The organism is Methanolobus sp., assembly GCF_016278385.1.
Lineage (GTDB): Archaea > Halobacteriota > Methanosarcinia > Methanosarcinales > Methanosarcinaceae > Methanolobus.
Window position 1 is genome coordinate 160,422 of sequence record NZ_JADQBY010000013.1, and the last position, 20,817, is coordinate 181,238.

The following is a 20,817-nucleotide window of genomic DNA, read 5'->3' on the forward strand; positions in this document are numbered from 1 at the left end:
GTTAAAGCAGAGCTTGCGAGACAATTGGTAATGTAAGCAGTATCGCATGGTATGGGGTAAAACAGGGTATAGTTGAGATAGAGGCAGCCCAGCACACACGAGTATCTTGCAGAAAACTCCCGGCAGGACAAAAGGTCATTGGTGTACGATTGAAAGCAAACATTTCCTTGACGAATGGGTGATGATGCCGTCTGGAACATGCGCCTATTCTTTGTCCGGCTTTGTGTAAAGGGGCAAGCCAACTCATGTGAGGGTGAATAACTATATCAATTTTACTATTTTGTTCCCAGTGGGAATAAATTTGTAATATATTTGCAATATTATATGATATTTGATGGTACTTCCGTATTTGGAATAAAAATATCAGGAAACCGAAAACACTTTATACAAATCTCTTTAATATTAAAAGGGGAAGCAGGGGTGAATTATCAGGTAAGGTGAGCCTATGGCCAAAAAGGTAGCTGTTTTTGCATTTAACGGAGATGAGATGTGTTTTATTCATGCTTTGATGAACGCACTTGATATGAAAGAAAAAGGCTATGATGTCAAATTGATCATAGAAGGTTCTGCAACCCGTCTTGTTAAAGAAGCAGAAGGGGAAAAAAGGCCTTTTACAAACCTTTATGGAAAAGCAAAGGAATCAGGACTTATTGACTGCGTTTGCAGAGCCTGCGCAACTAAAATGGAGAGTCTTGAAAGCGCAAAGCAACAGTCTCTTCCATTGTGCGATGAAATGTTTGGGCATCCAAGTATGGCACGATACATGGATGATGGCTATGAGATTATTGTGGTCTGATTATCAAATTTAAGATGGAGATATAAAATGATAAGTAAAAAGATGACCGAAGCCCTTAATGGGCAGATCAACAAGGAGATGTACTCTGCATATCTCTATATGGATATGTCAGCACATTGTACTTATGTAGGACTAAGTGGCTTTGCTAACTGGTTTATGGTGCAATACCAGGAAGAGATGAGTCATGCCATGAAGCTATATGACTACGTGAACAGCCAGGGTGAAAAAGTAGTCCTGAATGCCATCGAGAAGCCACCGGGCAAATTTGGAACTCCATTAGAGATGTTTGAGGCAACATTGAAGCATGAACAGTTCATTACAGAGTCAATACATGGACTAGTAGACCTTGCAAATGAAGAAAAGGATTATGCAACCCAGATATTTCTCCAGTGGTTCATCACAGAACAGATAGAAGAAGAAGCAAATGATAATGAAATGATAGCAAAGCTCAAACTTGTCGGAATCGATGGGAATGGTCTTTTCATGATTGATAAGGAACTTGAGACGAGGTTATTCACTCCACCTGCTAAAGAATAATTCTCAAATGTGATTGCTTATAATTAATTATGAAGTCGTATAAAAGGTGAAAATATGGAATTCGGAGAAATACTGAAAGGAAAGGATGTAGAAGGTAAAGAGAAGCATGTTCCTGTGATAGATATCATTAGAGGACATGGGAATGCAAAAGCAGATTATGTGCGTGTGATCGTAGGAAAGGAAGTACCACATCCAAACACTGTGGAGCATCATATCGCATGGGTGGAACTTTATGGTACCACCAAGGAAGGAAAGGTTGTTAACCTCGGGAAAATGACCTTTGAGCCGGTATATACTAATCCGACTGCCAGTTTCCATGTCAACAACATCGATGATTTCAAGTCATTCTGCGCACTTGAATACTGTAATGTTCACGGTGTCTGGCAGAACTGTATTGAAGTTTGAAATATTCTGTAGAAAATATGATATTTGTGGCATCAGTTGCCACATCTTTTTTATACCTGTTCATATCCACCTTTACCTGGTATAGTACAACCTGTGAATTGTAAAGGGGTGATGACAATGTTAGCAAAGCTTGTAGCCAAGTTTGCGTTCCTTGCACTCGTAGTAGGAATTATGGTATACTTACTGCTGAGTTACATGGTGCCATATATGTAATAGTTAAAAACAAAAAATAAAAAGGTTACTTTTACTCATCGTAACCTATTTCTTCCTTACTAAGGTAGCATGCAGGATCATCTGCCCAGATGTTTCCATAAACCGATTCTGCCCGTACACGGAAGTTCCCATTGCAGACATCAAACCATTTACATTTGGAACACCTGTCTGCATTTTCCCTGATCAGGGGCTTACGATTCTTAAGACCTGACATCAGCTCATCACTGGTGTCTTTCCATATTTCACTGAACTTACGGTCCTTTACGTTTCCAAAAGAGTGATGTCTCCAGAATTGATCAGGATGTACTGAACCATCCCATGAAACACAACCAAAACCAATTCCTGATGAATTGCCTCTGTTCATGTTCAGAAGTTCCAGAACTTCAGCAGCTCTCTCAGGATCTTCTTTCAGAAGACGCAGGTAAATGTATGGGCCATCGCAGTGGTTGTCAACTGTGAGGACTTCCACCATTTTGCCCTTGCTGTGTAGGTCTCTGGTCTTATCTATCAGGAGGTCCACAGTCTGACGGCTTTCTTTGAGGGACAGATCCTCGTTTATCATATCAGAACCACGTCCTGAATATACAAGATGGTAGAAACAGATACGAGGAATATTTTCCTTTTCCATCAGATCAAATATTGCCGGAATATCATGTACGTTATGGCGATTGATGGTAAAACGCAGCCCAACCTTGATTCCTTCTTTCTGGCAGTTGTGAAGACCTTGCATTGCCCTATCAAAAGCTCCTTCAATACCACGGAATTTATCGTTTGTCTCACGCATTCCATCAATGGATATGCCTACATAAGAGAGGCCTATGTCTTTGAGCTTCCTTGCTATTTCCGGTGTGATCATGGTTCCATTGGTAGAGATTACAGCTCTTATGCCCTTTGATGTGGCATAACCTGCCAGTTCAGGAAGATCTTTTCTCATAAGGGGTTCCCCTCCTGAGAACAAAATAACAGGGCATCCGAAATCAGCAAGATCATCTATGAGTGCCTTGCCTTCTTCAAGTGTAAGTTCATTTTTGTAATCAATGTCCTTTGAATGTGCATAACAATGAACACATCGAAGGTTGCAGCGCTGAGTTACATTCCATACTACAACCGGTTTCTTATCTTTTGAGAACTGGAGCAGGTGGGATGGAAGTTTTTTTGAATCACGCCCATAGCGAAGTGCATCCGAGGGCTCAACGGTTCTGCAATAGAGTTTTGAAATACCTATCATGATCAGGACTCCGAAATAGAAGAATAGAATAAAAATGTTTGAATATGTGCGAACTCTATATCATCATCATATATTACATCTATGGTAGACAGGACAGCATTACTTTAAAATAAATATTGAGGAATGCTTAGTTAAGCAATTCCTGTATTTTTTTGAGGATATCTTCGAATGTGAATTTTCCAGGTGTTACTGATACATGTACGCCATAACTTTCAATTGTCTGTGCTGTGGGTATACCTATGGCAGCAACTATGGAGTTATTCATGATGTCGATTACATCCTTCTTTGAAGACTGATCAACTGCATGCTCAAAGAAATTCCGCACCATCATGGAACTTGTAAATGCAAAGATATCTATCTCACCGGCAAGCACCCTGCGTATGAATTCTTCCTGTTCGTTGCCTTCCGGTTTTGTGAGGGTATATACATTTGTTTCATGTACCTCAGCACCACAGTCCTTCAGACCTTCTATGAGTAGTGTAGAACCAAAAAAACTCCTTGCTGTGTCAATCACTTTGCCTTTTATTTCAGGGCAGAGGAAATCTACAAGTCCTTCGGAGCTGTATATGCCCGGCATGCCAAGCACATTGATGCCAGTTTCTTCCAGGGCCTTGCGGGTTGTCGGGCCTATTGCAATCACTTTGGTGGCATTGAGTGCGTCAATAAATCCGGCCTTATTATCGATCTTCTTTAAAGTGTAATCAATACCATTAGCACTTGTAAAAATAACGTAATCCGATACTTCAGACATTACTCTTTCGACAAAACCATCGAAATATTCATCTTTCATATCAGCAAGCTCTATCATGGGGACTGCAAGAGGTTCAAATCCCATGGACTCTGCAAGCTCTACTGAATCTTTCAGGTAGCGCTTTGGTCTCATTATTGCAAGTACAGGTTTTTTGATTTGTTCTTCCATAGTGCACACCTTTTAGTCAAAACTGGCTGGTGTCTGTTCGCCCAGTATCTCATGAAGTGTTACAACAGTGCCAATAACTGTGATCGCAGGAGCTTTGACACCTTTTTCCTTTGCAACTTCGGCTATATTTTCAAGGACGCCGACTGTCACGCGCTGATCAGGCCGTGTACCTTTTTCTATAAGGGCTACAGGTGTTTTTGGATCCTTTCCGTATTTTATAAGTTCGCCGACATTTCTGCCAAGCATCTTAACGCCCATGAATATGACAATGGTCCCATCGAATTTTGCAAGGGTTTCCCAGTCAAGGGCACTTCCCTCTTTAGTGGGGTCTTCATGCCCTGTGATGAAAGTGACCATTGAGGCATGGTCCCGGTGGGTTACAGGTATACCTGCGTATGCGGGAACCGCAACTGCAGAAGTTATGCCAGGTACAACTTCAAACTTAATGCCTTCGGCTATCAGTTCCTGGGCTTCTTCTCCACCACGGCCAAACATGTATGGGTCGCCGCCTTTCAGGCGAAGCACATTCTTTCCTTCTTTTGCTTTCTGAACGATAACGGCATTTATTTCGTCCTGTGTGAGGGTGTGTTCCCCTGCGTGTTTGCCTGCATCTATCTTCTCAGTATTTTCAGGGATCGAATCGATAATAGCCTTTCCCGGAAGCTGGTCATACACCACAACTTCAACAGTATCTAGTAGCCTGCGTGCTTTAATCGTTAATAGTTCCGGGTCACCCGGGCCTGAACCAACCAAGTATACTTTACCATATTTCTGGGCCATGTTAATTAAATCCTGTTTATCTTTTTTAGAATGGTAATGAACTTGCCAACTTATAAATATGCATCGTCCTGGATATGTGTGAAATGATTAGGAAAGCAAGGTAACTTTAGAAGGCTATGGGTAAAAACAAAGTTCAGCACATAATAATCAAGCGGCAAAGCAAATCTAAAGATAGGCTATGCATCATGTAATTAAAAAATGGACTGCTGTAGCATTAAAGATAATGCTGCCAGTCCAAACCCACTATAAATTCGACTGTTTACTTTTTACTTAATATGTAGAACAGCATTTCCCTGTTTAATTTGCCTTCTCTTTCTAGCTTGTTTACGATGTTTTCATCAGACATGCCTTCAGATTTAAGCTCCTTGACCTTGTCAAGTAATGCTGGAGCGATACTATAATACTCATTAATATCTTTTCTGTGGCCCCACACATCGCCCTCGATGAGCTTTATATTCTGCATTGCCATGAACATCTCAATGGACTTTGAGACAGTACGCCTGTAAGAACTTGGAATTTGGATTACTTCCACTTTAGGACATGTCTGTACCAGTAAAAAAATATCCTTGTTCGATGGCCTGAAAGCAAGATGAATTACCTTTTCATTTGGATTTAACTGTGGTATCTCTTCTCGCGAACTTACAACTCTTATTTTCATAAGTCTCCCTCACCTCCAGTTCGTTGAGAACTTATTAAAATTATGTATGTATTCACCTATTAAATAATTATCGATTTATCGTAGAAGAAAATGGAACGGTTTTTCACTCAAATCTTGTTCGTATAGAATCCGCATGTGCCTGTAGTCCCTCTTTTTCTGCTAAGGCAATTACAGAACTTTTCAATGTTTCAAGTCCCTGCTTGTTTATTCTCTGTATGCTTGCAGACTTCATGAAATGAGCAAGGTTCAGACCGGAGTATATTCTTGCATAACCTGCAGTGGGTAATACGTGGTTAGTGCCTGATGCATAGTCACCAACAGGGACTGGTGCATAGTTGCCCACAAATATCGAACCTGCATGTTCTATCTCTTCAAGGACATAATCTGGATCATCAACCATAATCTCAAGGTGTTCGGGGGCAAATTCATTGGAAAATGTGATGCATTCATCTATGGAATTTACCAAAAGTACAGCTGCATTTTCCAGGGAAGTATTTACTATTTCTGTCCTGAGGGTTTCTTTTGCCTGCTTCCTAACCTCATCTCTCACAGCTGCTGCAAGTTTTTCAGATGTTGTTACAATAACAGATACTGCATTGGGATCGTGTTCAGCCTGGGCGATCATGTCCGATGCAGCCATTCTGGCATTGCAGGAATCATCGGCAATGATAAGCACTTCACTGGGACCAGCCGGAAAGTCGATCTCTGCCATGTTCCTTACCTGCATCTTTGCCGCAGTTACAAAAACATTGCCCGGGCCAACTATTTTGTCAATCTTCAATACACTTTCAGTACCATATGCCATACCAGCAATTGCCTGTACACCACCTATTTTATAAACATGGTCTGCACCTGCGATTTTTGCTGCCGCAAGTGTCAGTGGATTAACTTTTCCGTCCTTGCCGGGGGGGGTGCACATAACTACATTCTTAACGCCTGCAACTTTTGCGGGAACTATTGTCATGAGGGCTGTGGAAGGGTATGATGCTCTGCCACCCGGGACATAGGCACCTACGCTTTCAAGAGGGGTGAATTTCTGACCCAGCTCAATTCCAGGTGAAACTTCAATGAACCATATTTTTTGAGGCATCTGTGCCTCATGGAACTTCTTAATATTAGCTGCGGCAAATTCAAGGTGCGCCAAAAGATCCGGGTCTATACTTTTAGCAGCCTCATCTATTTCTTCCTTTGAAACTTCGATCGCTTCAATATCAGCACCATCGAACTTTTTAGTATATTCGCGCAGGGCAGCATCACCATTTTGCTTCACGTCTTTAATAATAGCTGCAACTGTGGCTCCGACGTCTGCAAGATCTCCACCGCCACGTCCAATTAGTTTTTTTCTTTCTTCATCGGTAAGTTCGGATAATTTCTTGTAAAGCATGATTCTTCCCCTGAATATGTATTGTAAAATTGTAAGATATCAATGATATAAGTTAGTGATTTATGACTATTTCCTGATGCTAATATCTACTCATCATATATAATGCTTAAATGACGCTTAAAACTGAATATTCAGCGCCTATTTGAAGCTTATTTTTCAAAATCACTGAATGTGCTCTGTTCTTTTTCCATTAATGAACTCATGGTCTGTGAACTGACTTTCCCGGAATCATCCGAACTGAGCTTTAAATGGATACCAATTTCACCGAAAAGCTTTGCTGCAGTCTTTGGACCAATTATGTCTGAAACTATATCCAGACTGGACTTTCGGATGTCGTCCACAGTCTTAAGACCATTATCATAGAGCTTGCGGGCGCGTATACGACCGATTCCACGTATGCTGACAAGTTCGATGAGTTCAGGTGAAGCACCATAATGTATTCTCTTTTCCAGCATCACAGCCTTACTGACAGCATCGCCGGACATTTCAGGCGCAACGAGGCCTGCAAGTCTTGTAGTTGAATGCATAAGCCACTCAGCAATATCTGCAAACGCATGCACATCACCTTCGCCTACATTGAACTTCTTGGTAATCTGATCAAGTGATTTCTCACCTACCCAGTCAAGTATCAGGAGAGCAGTTTTGACCTCACCCAAGAACCATTCATAATCTATTTCTTTTGACCGAGGCGGGATTTCCGCAAATTCCTCACTATGAGCTATTACAAAATCATTGATTATCTCGTAGTCATTTGCCCTCATATAGAGCTGTCTCATATCCGGAGTCTTACATATAAGATGCAGAAGAGTTAGGTCGGTGATATGCCCGGCTTTCTTTAACCCATCGACTATGTAAGCACCTGAAAGTGGATCTATGTAAAGGGTTGATACAAGCCTTCCAAGAGCTGTGGGCAATAAAGTTTCTTCACCTTCAAGCATCCTGTTATCCCTCAGGAAGTTAAGGCATTCATCAACCACTTCCATAATTCCCCATGTATCATTCTGGTGGGCAAAGAATGTAGCTTCAATAAACTCAAGCAGTCCATCCCGGGTGGTTGCAAAACCATTTACTATGGTTGAAAGAATATGTGTCCTCAAAGCATTCTCTGATCCGAGCTTTGACCAGATATCCTCAGCTTCTGCATCGATATAGTTGTCAAAAAGCCCTGTCATTTCATCGTATGATTTAGCGATAAGGACAGATTCACCATACGGGTCAAGGTGCGGTCTGCCTGCTCTGCCTGCCATCTGTTTGTAGTCCAGTACAGGTATTGGCTGCATACCGTAGTTCGGATCATAGCGTCTGTAACTTTTGACAATTACTCTTCTTGCCGGAAGGTTCAGGCCTGCTGCAAGGGTTGGAGTGCTGCATATCATCTTGATCTTGTTGGCTTTGAATCCATCTTCCACAATTTTGCGATGTGCTGAGTTAAGTCCTGCATGATGGAATGCTGTGCCATTTCTGATACATTGTGCCAGTACGTTGGATGCCTCTGTCTCACCATTTTCTATTATTTGCTCGACAAGTTCGTCCAGTAAATTGCGTGTGGGTTTATCGAGAGTGTCTGAAACCTTTGCACCTGCTCTTTTAGCAAACGAAACACAGTTCTTGCGGCTGCTTTCAAAGACAAGACATTGCCCTCCATCTTTCAAAGTATCCAGAAGGATATTGGTAGCATCATCCTGGGTTGGAGCATCAATGCGTTTTTGTGAACTCCTGAAATTGATGTTGCCACTATAGTAAACACCTTCATGCAGGTCTGTCGGGCGCCATTCACTCAGCACGAGTTTGGCTTTTAGCCAGTCTGCAACTTCGTAAGCATTCCCCACTGTTGCCGAAAGTGCGATTATCTGGCAGCCAGGGTTAAGCTTCATAAGTTTGGTGAGGGTAACTTCCAGTGTGGGGCCCCTGTTGGCTGAATCCAGCAGATGGACCTCATCAACAATGATAGTAGTAATCTCCTGCATCCATGAAGTCTCGTTACGCAGGAGGGAATCTGTCTTCTCGGATGTTGCAACAATAATGTCATTGGAACCAAGCCACTCATCCCTTGATTCAAAATCACCTGTGGATATACCAACCTTCAGGCCTCCGTTTTTTATCGCTATGGAGGAAAATAATCTGAAACGTTCGAACTTCTCAGTTGCAAGGGCACGCAGAGGGACGATATAGAGTGCTTTTCCACCGTTTGCAATCGCCTTTAGCATGGCAAGCTCAGCGAGCAGCGTCTTTCCGGAAGCTGTTGGGATCGCAGCAAGCAGGTTGTTGCCCTCCAGCAATCCCTTTTCGATGGTCTGTGCCTGGGGCGGATAGAGTTCTTTTATGCCTGAATCAAGGTAGAAACGGATAACTTCATCTGGTAGATCCAGAGATTCGATTTTCATGATAACTGAGATTTAAGAGAGAGTTATGTCTAATTAAAATTGCCCTATCTGCAAAACATGGAAATCGGTCACTGCGCCATAAATACAAAAAAAAGAAATGAGGAAACATTAGGTACTGCTTTCAACTGGCTTCCTTCGTTCCTGCCACAAAATCATAAAGGAAAGCTGCAACAAGAGCACCAATTATAGGCCCTACAATGTAAATAGGGAACTGCCACCATAAATTCGTCCCTCCCATCACGAACTCCGCCAGATACGGTCCGAAAGTGCGGGCCGGATTAAGCGATGAACCAGTTATGTTTCCCACGACGATAATATCTGCAGCCACCACAAGACCAATAGCCAATCCTGCAAACCCGGCGGGTGCTCTTTTATCCACCGCTGACCCCATAATTGTCAGCATCAGGAAAAAAGTTGCCACTGCTTCACAAAGTATAGCCTGGCCATAACTCACACCGTCAAACATTGCCGTTGCACCAAGACCCGTGGCAACTGCACGTGTACCTAATATTGCGACAATTGTGAAAGATGCAAGGCTTGCGCCAATCAACTGAGCCACTATGTAACTAAGCATATCCTTTGAAGGGAACCGTCCGGTTGCCCATAATGCGATACTAACTGCCGGATTGATATGCGTTCCCGATATGTGGCCGAAAGCATATATCATGGCAATTATCGCAATTGCAAAAGAGATACCAATGGCAAACCACGCTGCGATGTCTATACCTACATTGAAAGTGTTGCCCGGCATGGGGCTTGCACCCTGAATCAGCAGGACTGTTGTTACCACGGATCCTGTTCCCAGAAACACCAACACATACGTCCCGATCATTTCGGCTATGGATCTTTTAAATAGACTTGGTTCTGACATAAAATCACCTGCCTGAAAACAAAATGTGCCTCATTGAGGCACATATGTCATCAAACTGCTTCCGTCCAGTTACAATCCTTGCACTTGTAATCAAAGTAGTTGGCTGCGCAGAACTTACAGGTACGAGCTGGTGAATGTGGTTCTGTCTTATGCAGGGCTATAATGTTGGTCAGCATTGTAGCTGTGACAGGTTCACTTGTCAGCAGGCAGGGGAAATCAGCAAGCCGCATAAGTGCTGAAAAACGAACTGTGATGGCACAGGCAGGGTAGGTGTAGCGCTGCGGGTTATTGAGTACCTCATTCTTCTCAATTGGACTCATGTCAACAGGTATACCCTGGACAATACCGCCCATACCTCTTGGCTTGTGGTCAATGATACGTTCACCCTTTTCAATAAGGTCGATAAAGTCAACGTTGTGAAGCTCAGCTGCAGCTCCTCTTGTTGGGTTGGTAAGCACAAGGTTGTGGAATCTCTTGACCAGCAGGTCAATGACCATCATGGTCGTGAAACCATCCATCCAGAGTATCTTTGTCGTTGCAGCAGCAGCAGCATCGGTTGCGATGGTGAGCGGTGAATATTCATCCTTGAACTTGCCCATTCCATTTTTCATGGTTCCTTCCATGACATCTGTTACGGCATTGATAACTGCCATGACAACATCATCTTTTGTCATATTGAACATCGACTGGGATATGTGATGGGCAACATCACCCACACCATATGCAGGAACTGTGACAATATTACCATAGAAAACCTCAGCATCCATTGCAGCCTTGATTGTAGGCTTCATTTTTTGCTTGTACTGGTTCATATATTTCTTGACATCGAACGATGTGTGTCCAGCCTCATCCATAAGCTTGGCCTGTGCAGTCATGGGAGCATCATAGACCATCTGAAGCATCTCTATCTCTTCTTTAACAGCCTCATCAGGAGTCTTGCCATTCTCAATTGCCATCTGGAACTTGGCACCTACTCCGTATGATGTGTTCATGCCCCATGACTTGGAAGAGAGTATTGTACGTTTGTGTTCTACCGGGATGTCTGTTTTCTGCAATATCCTGTTTACCACGTTACTGGTGCTTCCGGGGACAAATGCAAAATCGACCACACAAGTAGGGCCATAGAATCCTCCGTATCTGCGAATTGATTCTTTTCCTATGAGAGCTTCTGATCTGCCTATCATTTCGATGAACTTTTCCACTGATGCCCTGAAAGCAGGATCTTCTTCGTATAGTATATCCAGTATAGGGGGCGTCTGATAGTGCTCAACATAAGGGTCGTCTTCTGGCCGTACACTGTCCGTCAGGCTGGAAAGTGTCTCATAATGCGTATTTACTGAATTGACGTGCAAATCGAATACTTCTTTGCACTGGTCACCTGTTGGCTTCATTTTGTTTACTGCATCTACGTATGTTTTTGCATCCTCAACTTTAAAGGCAGTTCCCCTTTTCTTGTTTATAGTGCTTACAACAGCTTTTTGTGCATTCATGGCTTCGGTTGCCATTTTATCATATATTTCGTTCATATTGACCCCTTTAGTTACTTGAAAGTGCACAAGTATACCTGGCAGAGGTGTAACAAAATAAATCAAAAAAACAAAAAGAACATAATGCCTTCATTCACTACGGCTAATGCTCTTGGGCTCATACCCAACATACACTCCCTGTCCGAAAGATTTGTTCACTCCATATATATTCTGTGACAATCCAAAATAAACCTTTTGAACATAAATAAACTGACATTAGTGTTTACAATAAACTCATATTCATTCAACTACTAATATGTTTAGGAGTTAATATGGCAAACCTGATAACTATTCCGGCATGGGCGACCTGGGAGCTTGTGAATGTGGCCCTTATCGTACTTACAATATTGTTGACTGTTCTTTTTGCAAGGTCAATTGACCACATACTTAACAGACAATTCATAATTGTAAGCAAAAAAATGAATGTCGATCAGACAAGTTATAGAGTTGTGAGGCATACGGCTGTTGCTTCTGTATACATTTTTGGCATCATTGTTGTTGTAAACCTCATTCCATCGCTTGAAGCACTATCTATAACGCTCTTTGCAAGTGCAGGTTTTGCTGGTATCATACTTGGTCTTGCCGCCCAGAGCACACTCTCAAACATCATATCCGGCATCTCACTTGCAGCGTTCCGACCCTTTAGGGTTGGAGATCTTGTTACCATCAGGGATGAGTATGGGAGAATAACAGATATCACACTCAGACATACAGTGGTGAGAACATGGGATAATAGAAGACTGATAATTCCAAACAGTGTTATCAGTGAGGAATCAATAATCAACTGGTCCATTGAGGATCCAACTGTGAACTGGCCAATTGATATCGGCATCAGTTATGATTCTGATATTGATATAGCAAGGAATATTATGATATGCGAGGCCAGAAAAAATGGTAACGTGATGACTTTGAGTCAGCTCAGGAACTATCATCCTGATATTAAAAAAGAAGAAGTTATAAGTGTACGGGTCAGGGAACTGGGAGATTTTGCAGTAATACTCAGATTACTTGTATGGGTTGAAGACAGAGATATAGCATACGATAATGGCTGTGACATAAGAGAAGCCATCAAAAAGAGATTCGATGCTGAAGGTATTGAGATACCATTCCCATACAGAACAATTGTTTACAAAAAGGATATGGAATCTAACTGATAGTAGTCTACAGTTTTCAAAAAACGAAAATGAGAAATAAAGATGTGGCATGTGAAACATGCCACTAAAACCTGTTTTAATTAATTATTGTATTTAATCGTTGGTTAGGTCGCCGCTGAAGTATTTGTCATAGGAACCCATGTCGAAGTGACCGTGACCACTAAGGTTGAACAGGATGGTCTTTTCTTCGCCTGTCTGCTTGCATTTGAGTGCTTCATCGATCGCGCATTTGATGGCATGGGCTGATTCAGGTGCAGGAGCTATTCCTTCAGTGCGTGCGAATGTTACGGCTGCATCAAAGACCTCTATCTGGTGATATGATGTTGCTTCCATGATTCCGTCTGCAACAAGCTTACTGACAATTGGTGAGGCACCGTGGTACCGCAGACCTCCTGCGTGGATGGCAGGTGGTATGAATTCTGAACCGAGGGTGTACATCTTAAGCAGAGGGGTCATTTGTGCCATGTCACCGAAGTCGTACTTGAATTCTCCGCAAGTAAGTGTTGGACATGCAGAAGGTTCGACAGCTATGAACCGTGTGTCAGTATCTCCGGCAAGATTGTCCTTTATGAAAGGCAGACTAATTCCAGCAAGGTTACTACCGCCACCACAGCATCCAATTACTATATCAGGGTAGTCCTCGGTCTTATCGAACTGTTTCTGGGTCTCAAGACCCACAACGGTCTGGTGAAGGCTGGTGTGGTTTAGAACACTGCCAAGCGCATACTTGGTATTGTCGTTAAGAGCTGCTTCCTCAATTGCCTCACTGATGGCAATTCCGAGACTGCCTGTTGTGTCAGGATACATTTCACGGATTTTTCTTCCAAACTGTGTCTCTGTGCTTGGGGATGGAACTACGGTTGCTCCCCAGAGGTTGATAAGGGACTTGCGGTATGGTTTCTGGTAGAAGCTTGAGCTTACCATGTAAACCTTACATTCGATGTCAAAGTAATTGCAGCAAAGGGATAATGCACTGCCCCACTGGCCTGCACCTGTCTCGGTAGTGATCCTCTCGGTGCCTTCCTTCATATTATAGTATGCCTGCGCGATTGCAGTGTTTGGCTTGTGGCTTCCTGCAGGACTGACACTTTCGTTCTTATAGTAGATCTTTGCAGGGGTTCCTAGTGCCTTCTCAAGTCTGTGTGCCCTGTGCAAAGGTGATGGTCTCCACAGTGTGTATATTTCCCTGATCTCTTCAGGAATGTCAATATATCTCTTGGAGCTGATCTCCTGATTGATAAGTTCCTTTGCAAATATAGGCTCAAGATCCTTAGGGTCCATTGGCTCATTGGTTGCAGGATTCAGTGGTGGCTCCACTGGCAAATCAGCAAGTATGTTATACCACTGTTTTGGCATCTCATTCTCATCAAGTAATATTTTTGTATGATCCATAGTTATACCTCTGTAGAAAGGGAATCGATAATGTATAGTTCAGTACATTTACGTATATTTAATGGTTTTGATTTATGACGGAATGTGTTAACTGGATTAATTTTAAGAATGATGTAAGAAGCAGAATATGTGTGGCGTTGAATAAGGTAAAGAATCACTAACGTTTGAATTCAAATAATTATGTGATTATTTGGTTCTGATAATTAAAAATTGAAATTCTCTATTTCTATTTTGGTGATTATGGAATCAGGTTATAATTTCAAATTATCTCCCTCTCATACTAATATTGGGTAATAGGTAACGTCAAAAAACCGAGCTTCTATTAAAAAATTAAAGTTCCACTATTATTCAAAGTAGGGATATATAACTTTAAGAATAATTTAGATACATACACTCAAAACCAATTTTTAAAAAGACAAAACAAAAAACATATCAATGATAGTTTATTCAAACCTAATTGTTAGGTGCAATATATGAATGAAAAATCAAAAATAATATTCCTGATGTCATTATTGGCAGTGTCTGTCATTGTAGCTGGATGTGTAGATAACAAAGATCAGGATGTAACTGAGGTTTTTACTTCACTGCCAGAAATTAATAAGCTACTTCAAGATTACCCTAATGCAGAAATAACAGTTACATATTGGACTAAGGAAGAAGTAGCAGAAGCCTCTGATGAAATTGCTATACAGTGTGATAAGAATATATCACCAAGGGCGCTTTATAAGGCAACTTTTATAGAAGAAGATTTCAAAATTACTTCGTGGATTGATGCTGAAACTCAGACAGTAATATGCACAACACGTGAAAGTATAAATAAGCCAACAGAATCGACACCTAGTGAAACAACAGAAATAGTTTATGAGTCTACAGAATCATCACCTAGCGAAACAATAGAAATGGTTTATGAGTCTACAGAATCGACACATAGTGAAACAAATTATGAACCAACTTGTACAAAAGGTTATACTGATGAATACATGACCAGTTCTTATTATACTTTAAGAAAATATCAACACGAAGACTGTTCTTATGAATGGGTAAAATGGAAGCTAATACCTCAAATTGATGATGATATTCCAGTATTCTCATCATGGGATTTAGATTCATTTGAAAATCAAGGGCTATGGACATCTCGTGCTATTTCTTATGAGTTTGCTGAAACAGTGTCTGCAAGAGCTAAAGTAGGAGTACCATTGTTAATCCAAGGAGGATTGCAAGCATGCTATGGAACCGATAGAAATACTCTTACAGATATCTGCTATGTTGAAGATGGACAGATTAATATTCAAATTTATAAAGACAATATTGAACTTTTCTTTGTTTCTTCTTTGACAAATGAATATGGGTCTTGGGAAAGTGAAGAATTTATTCCTATGGAAGATGGATACTATAATGCAAAATTAAGTTGGTTAGAAGGAAATTCAAATTTAAGTGAAAACCCTTGGCAGTCAGTTGAATTTGCTTTTTATGTTTCTGAATGACAAGGATTTATTGTTGGTTCTAGTCCCTAACGTGTTTGATCGGAATAATTACCAATTATTTTTCATTTAATTTTTATTCAATTAGCACTCTTCCCACATCTCCAATCTTTCCCTTACATGATGGTTGAGTGTGAATGGCTCCTCAGCTTCAGCATTCTTCTTCATATAGTGGAGTGTACCTTTAGAGAATCCCATCTTTTTCCAGTCAGAGTAAGATCTGCTTAATATCTTTTGTCTGATCTCATCCGTATCCTGCCTGTCAACAGCATAAGCAAGCTTGCTGAACTTAACAATCTTGCCCAGTGCGTCTTATTTTCCCACCCGTAAAATAAAATTGCTTGGAAACTACGATGATTCGTTTATTTTGCTCTGCAAATCACTTTCTCCTGTAAACACTCACCACAACCAGCGCGAACACAGCACACAGCGCCGTAAATGCCGGTGTTGCAGGTGAGCTGTCGTTGTCTGAGTCACTTACGGGCGCTGCTGTAGTTTCAGGTCTTTCGTAGTACTCTTCGGAGATTGTGACGTAGGCGGCGGTGAACTCACCACTAGTGATAGTTTTAGCAGTGTCCAAATCGGTCATTTGATAATAAAAATCAATAGGTGCACTACCGCCAGCCCATTCTTCATTTGGAGAAACAGTCCACTCAAAAACTCTTGTTTCATTTGCTTCTATAATTCCTCGGGTACCTGTTCCTAACTTTTCAGTTGGTCCCTCTATTATATCAAAATCACTGTTACCTATTGATAGTAATTGAACAGCAAGAAAATTCTTTTTGTAGCAAGTTACTTCAAATCTCAGTTTGAACGGTTCACCTATTTTTAAAAGTGGCTTTGGGGTTGTGTCCTCCGGATATAGTTGATCATTGTAATAAACGTCAATCTTTAGATTGGAACTTGCTGACGATACAGGCATTAAAAAAAATACTAATAAAAATGTAATACATAAAATACTTAGTTTGTAGTTCATGTCCTTTCCTCGTTATTGTAACTAAAAATTATCATATGAGATTGACTTCTCGTCTCTATCTCCCGTTTTATCGCCTACACCTTTTGGTCCAGGTCCAACTATTGTGGCAGCATAACCTGAAAATTCAAATTCTATGCGTTCATTGTATCCAATAAGAATAAATCCACCGCTTTCCCCTCTTTTTGTGGGGTGATATACTTCATCTGTTTTACGAATATAGACCTGTGAATCATGCCCAAAATATGAGTTAAAAAGGCATTCATTGTCATTATCCATAATCTCAAAAGTTTCATATTTCCCTTTCACATAATACTCCCATACATTCACCGTACACACCCATTGTGGAATCATGATCGGCAAACCACAAGGGACCAATTTCATAGACTTCTGCAACCTTTTTTCTATCTTCTCGGTGAATTGTCCTGTTAGTTTATCTGCTGATTCGTCCAGTTTGTTCTGTAATTCAGAATTGATGTTTGCGAAGCACTCATCCACGACTGCCTGACAACCCTGCACAGCCAGGCAAATTCCTTCAGTGGCACCGATTTGCATATCGGCTTCAAGGCGGTATAATGCAATATCGAGGTCATTGGATGATATTGTCGGATTGTCAGTTATGATCTTTTTACTGACCTGGGTGAATATTTCGTCTTGCAGGGTGTTGTCTGCTGTCATGTCCGTGAGTTGAGTATCTGACAGAGTTGCCAGATAGGTAATAGCTATCTGGTTGACATCCTCACTGCTGACCCATGTGCTGAGAATCGGGTCCTTTGCAACTTCGTTGGCAACTGCTTCTGGGAGATTATCTCTCAGACTCTTGCTGTATGCATCCATCATCTTCGTGCGGTTTTCTTCAATGAGGCTGGTGTCTGTTGACACTCCACCTGTTGTGAGCTCTGCATTGTTAGATGCAATGTCATCAATCAGGGAATCGATCTCTGTATTTGCATCTGCAAGACTCTGGCTCATGGACTGAGCTACTGCATCTTTCATAGGTGCTGTGGCATCAGACAGCATTTCTGAAATGTCATCACCTATTCCTGTGGAGAAAACACAGACATTGCGTACAGCCAGGGGGTATATTTCTTTGCCCAGTTCAGTTTCCCACTTGTACTGGTTTTGCAGGTCAAAATTCGGGTCATGATAAAGATAATCAGGACTCTGGTCCACTACAATAGTGATGTTCTCGGTCCAGTTGTACTTGCTTTGTGGAAGACATTCAACCTGCATTGTTTCAATGATTCCCATTTCAGCTCCAAGGGCAGTGGAAGCCTTATCCATAGCAGGGTTGTTGAAAAGCACACTGGTACTATCAGAGTTCATGACAAGATCAAGAAGAGAATGACCCTGCTCATCACTGAATGATTTATCCACCTGATCCTCAAATGAGCTTTCTGCATTGCTGTAACGTTCTTTTAGTTCACTGAGCAAGCGTTCGTAGGCTTCATTCTTTGCAATGGCACGACAGGCATCACTGCTTGTGCTGAACTGGCTTTCGTTTATATGCTGTATCTGCTGGATGAAAGATTCACGTTTTGATGTTTCTTCCATCTCTGCAGCAATATCCAGTGATGCAGCTTGTATCAGTGTGGTGGGGTTCTTTCCGAGATTCTCTCCAAGCAGGAATACTTCTCTTGTTGGATTGTCTGTGTTAATAGCGTCAAACATCTCCTCCATCTCAAGTGCCATCTTATAGTGGAGCCAGTCAGGGATATCGCAGTAGACCTTTTCCTCAGGGAGCATCGTTCCGTTGCTATAGGTGAAATAGTTGCCCTGTATGATGTTTAGTTTTGGCAGGACTTCCTGTTCACGATATCTGTCTGCTGCGTCGGAGCATTCTTTATCACTTAAGGGAACACCATCAACGATCACAGTGTTTGTTTTGTAATCGCTGTCACTTCCCGGCTCGTATGAACTCAGTCCATTGTATCCTCCGGAAGGCAGCATCTGGTAATAGACAATACTGAAATTCTCAGTTTCTGTCTGGGTGTGGGATACTTTTTCATAGTCTGTAAGCGGGTAATTCGTTCTTGAGCCGGAAGAATCACCATTAACATGGGTCCACTTTCCGGTTCCATCGGCACCAACGCTGTATGTTTTATATGACCAGTGGTATGTGTAATCGATGTCCCAGCGTGTTCTTATCCTGAATTTGATGTTGTATGTCACCTTCCAGTCAAAGCTGTGGTTTTCACTGGAAAAATAACCATCAGTACGTTTAAGATTCAGTGTTGTGTCATTCCCAATGTATTCATAGACTACATCCACACCTTCACACACTATATCCGTGGATACATGATTCACATTCACAGATTTATAGTACCATTTGTGGGATGATGCATCGATATTCACTTTATGATCAACATCTAATGTGCCATTGAAATTGTAATCAGGTGTCAGGGCACAGGTATGTGAGATATTGATAGGGTAGTGTGCTGTCCATTTGATGTCTTTACTTTCTTTTGATTCCCTGCTCTGGTATGTAGCAGGTTCATAACTGGTAGGACCTGCCTGCAGGTCATAAGGATCTACAATATTGAATCCATCCCTGAAGACCTGTCCCTGTATATTAGCGCTATATACCTCATTTGTCACATCGTGTATCAGGTCTGGCTGGTCATGACTCCATTCGTCGTCGTTGTAAACCCAGTTACTGTATACCTCATTTGTAAAATTGGAAACAGATATCACAATTTTTGAGTTATTTTCAACTTCTTCCATGCTTACATTTGCATCTTCCATGGACTCGTTGATACCCTCTGAAAGACTGATATTGAATGTGCCTTTTTCTGACAATTCATCATAAGTTGTTCCAGGATCGCTGTTCTTTTCAGCTTCATAGTCATCAGTACCACCTTTTACATCGCTGTAGAGGACTTTTCCGTTGTAATATGTCGTATATGTCAGGGCCCTGGGGTCTACGGAATCAAAAACACGTTTCTGGGTGTAAATGGTACCCATATTCACAGAAGAGGACAAAGCTGGATTTGTAATGATGTTCAGCGGACCGTTCAGGTAATGTTGCCATGGTCCGTATATGAATGTCCTGATATTCGTTGCACCAAGCACAATGTCTGAAGTCACCCCACCGTTGAGCTCTCTTTCATATTCATTTACCAGTTCCTCAAGCAAGGGTTCCCTGGAAGTAATGACTGCTGATACGTTCATTGTCATGTTTGTGGAACTGTTTGTTGTAAGGTCCATCAGCGTGTAATTCAGATTTTCCACAGTCATAGTATAATATATAGGATAGGCAGGATCATCATCAGGGCTTCTGGATATCTCTCTGAACAGGGAGCCATTGATCTTATCTATCCTTATCTGGGATGCTTCCACGACAGGTTCTATATTAATTGCATAATTGTTGAAAGTGTGCTGTTTTTCCTGATAGGATGTCTGCAGGTATTCATTAAAACGTGTAGCTGTAATGTCCTTCAGGGGACTTGCACCTACATGGAACCAGTTAATAGCTTTAGTCTCTGCTCCGTATTCCAGGACAAGATAGGTGTAACCGTATTCTGCATTTTCAGGGATTGTAAGTACTTCTTCAAATTCGGATCTCGTCCAGAATGAATGTGTGTTATCGTAGGTAATTGTCTGATAGACTGTTCCTGTGTTGCTTTTCAGGGTCAGCGTCCTGGGCTGATCAGAGAACAGGGATGAAATTGCTTTGTAAACATCGGATGGCAGGGCTACCGATACCCTGATCGAATTACCTGGTTCGATCTCACGGGAATCGGGGGACACGGAAAAACCATCTGATTCCATGGGTTCGTATGCTAGATCATCCGGCTTGATTATGGGGTGTTCACCCTGCCAGGCAAGAGCCTCCATACCAGCATAATTAAGGCAACGTGCAAGGTCAGCAGATGCAAACTCTATTGCATTTTTCTCCATGTCAGTAGTATCAGTGGTGTAGATTATCTCTGCCAGTTCGTAATCTGTTTTTGCTATATATGCCGATGCTATTACTGCAAAAAGTAATATGAACATACCAATCACAGCAAACGGGATGTAAGCCCTGGTGTCCTGGCTGAAGCTACGTTTTTCATGCAAATTCGGCTCTGTAGAAAACCTACTTCCTATTTTATTTTGACATAATAATTTAAAAAG

General features: G+C 41.7%; 17 protein-coding genes. 5 read left to right on the plus strand and 12 right to left on the minus strand.

What is annotated here, in order from left to right; genetic code table 11:
* Window position 1: 1 nt before the first annotated feature.
* Entirely contained in the window at window positions 2–247 is a 246-nt protein-coding gene (locus tag QZZ23_RS05975) for a hypothetical protein (RefSeq protein ID WP_292467742.1), read from the minus strand.
* Between the two features lie 198 nt (window positions 248–445).
* Between QZZ23_RS05975 and QZZ23_RS05980 the strand changes: the two genes are divergently transcribed.
* The 3 genes from QZZ23_RS05980 to QZZ23_RS05990 are packed head-to-tail and all read left to right on the plus strand — an operon-like array spanning window position 446 to window position 1,738.
* The gene (locus QZZ23_RS05980; RefSeq protein WP_292467743.1) at window positions 446–796 is read left to right on the plus strand and encodes a hypothetical protein; all 351 of its coding nucleotides are present in this window, start codon (window positions 446–448) and stop codon (window positions 794–796) included.
* 27 nt (window positions 797–823) lie between these two features.
* The gene (locus QZZ23_RS05985) at window positions 824–1,333 is read left to right on the plus strand and encodes a ferritin (RefSeq protein WP_292467744.1); all 510 of its coding nucleotides are present in this window, start codon (window positions 824–826) and stop codon (window positions 1,331–1,333) included.
* Window positions 1,334–1,387: 54 nt separating this feature from the next.
* A complete protein-coding gene (locus QZZ23_RS05990; protein WP_292467746.1) occupies window positions 1,388–1,738 on the plus strand; it encodes a desulfoferrodoxin family protein in 351 nt (116 codons plus the stop codon).
* A 244-nt stretch (window positions 1,739–1,982) separates the two neighbouring features.
* Here the strand turns inward: QZZ23_RS05990 and ahbC are convergent, their stop codons facing one another.
* From ahbC to QZZ23_RS06030, 8 genes are all read right to left on the minus strand, one after another.
* Window positions 1,983–3,179 (minus strand): 12,18-didecarboxysiroheme deacetylase, encoded by a 1,197-nt coding sequence (gene ahbC, locus QZZ23_RS05995; protein ID WP_292467748.1) that lies wholly within the window; start codon window positions 3,177–3,179, stop codon window positions 1,983–1,985.
* A 127-nt stretch (window positions 3,180–3,306) separates the two neighbouring features.
* Window positions 3,307–4,098 carry a uroporphyrinogen-III synthase gene (locus QZZ23_RS06000; protein ID WP_292467750.1) on the minus strand — a complete coding sequence of 264 codons (792 nt, stop codon included), beginning with the start codon at window positions 4,096–4,098 and terminating at the stop codon, window positions 3,307–3,309.
* Between the two features lie 12 nt (window positions 4,099–4,110).
* On the minus strand, window positions 4,111–4,878 hold the full coding sequence (gene cobA, locus QZZ23_RS06005) for a uroporphyrinogen-III C-methyltransferase (protein WP_292467752.1): 768 nt from the start codon (window positions 4,876–4,878) through the stop codon (window positions 4,111–4,113).
* A gap of 259 nt (window positions 4,879–5,137) precedes the next feature.
* Window positions 5,138–5,536 (minus strand): DUF1699 family protein, encoded by a 399-nt coding sequence (locus QZZ23_RS06010; RefSeq protein ID WP_292467754.1) that lies wholly within the window; start codon window positions 5,534–5,536, stop codon window positions 5,138–5,140.
* Window positions 5,537–5,639: 103 nt separating this feature from the next.
* The gene (gene hisD / locus QZZ23_RS06015; RefSeq protein WP_292467755.1) at window positions 5,640–6,920 is read right to left on the minus strand and encodes a histidinol dehydrogenase; all 1,281 of its coding nucleotides are present in this window, start codon (window positions 6,918–6,920) and stop codon (window positions 5,640–5,642) included.
* A gap of 149 nt (window positions 6,921–7,069) precedes the next feature.
* The gene (locus QZZ23_RS06020) at window positions 7,070–9,304 is read right to left on the minus strand and encodes an ATP-dependent DNA helicase (RefSeq protein WP_292467757.1); all 2,235 of its coding nucleotides are present in this window, start codon (window positions 9,302–9,304) and stop codon (window positions 7,070–7,072) included.
* A gap of 121 nt (window positions 9,305–9,425) precedes the next feature.
* The gene (locus tag QZZ23_RS06025) at window positions 9,426–10,175 is read right to left on the minus strand and encodes an MIP/aquaporin family protein (protein WP_292467759.1); all 750 of its coding nucleotides are present in this window, start codon (window positions 10,173–10,175) and stop codon (window positions 9,426–9,428) included.
* Between the two features lie 50 nt (window positions 10,176–10,225).
* Window positions 10,226–11,701 carry a DUF2193 domain-containing protein gene (locus QZZ23_RS06030; RefSeq protein ID WP_292467761.1) on the minus strand — a complete coding sequence of 492 codons (1,476 nt, stop codon included), beginning with the start codon at window positions 11,699–11,701 and terminating at the stop codon, window positions 10,226–10,228.
* A gap of 272 nt (window positions 11,702–11,973) precedes the next feature.
* Here QZZ23_RS06030 and QZZ23_RS06035 point away from each other — a divergent pair, with 272 nt between their 5' ends.
* On the plus strand, window positions 11,974–12,855 hold the full coding sequence (locus QZZ23_RS06035; RefSeq protein WP_292467763.1) for a mechanosensitive ion channel family protein: 882 nt from the start codon (window positions 11,974–11,976) through the stop codon (window positions 12,853–12,855).
* 93 nt (window positions 12,856–12,948) lie between these two features.
* Here QZZ23_RS06035 and QZZ23_RS06040 read toward each other — a convergent pair whose 3' ends face one another.
* On the minus strand, window positions 12,949–14,247 hold the full coding sequence (locus QZZ23_RS06040; protein WP_292467765.1) for a TrpB-like pyridoxal phosphate-dependent enzyme: 1,299 nt from the start codon (window positions 14,245–14,247) through the stop codon (window positions 12,949–12,951).
* A gap of 473 nt (window positions 14,248–14,720) precedes the next feature.
* On the opposite strand from QZZ23_RS06040, the gene QZZ23_RS06045 reads away from it, so the two are divergent.
* Entirely contained in the window at window positions 14,721–15,731 is a 1,011-nt protein-coding gene (locus QZZ23_RS06045; protein ID WP_292467767.1) for a hypothetical protein, read from the plus strand.
* A 376-nt stretch (window positions 15,732–16,107) separates the two neighbouring features.
* Here QZZ23_RS06045 and QZZ23_RS06050 read toward each other — a convergent pair whose 3' ends face one another.
* Window positions 16,108–16,704, minus strand: a complete 597-nt coding sequence (locus QZZ23_RS06050) for a sarcinarray family MAST domain-containing protein (protein ID WP_292467769.1) — start codon at window positions 16,702–16,704, stop codon at window positions 16,108–16,110.
* A gap of 21 nt (window positions 16,705–16,725) precedes the next feature.
* Window positions 16,726–20,760 carry a hypothetical protein gene (locus tag QZZ23_RS06055; RefSeq protein ID WP_292467771.1) on the minus strand — a complete coding sequence of 1,345 codons (4,035 nt, stop codon included), beginning with the start codon at window positions 20,758–20,760 and terminating at the stop codon, window positions 16,726–16,728.
* Window positions 20,761–20,817: the final 57 nt, after the last annotated feature.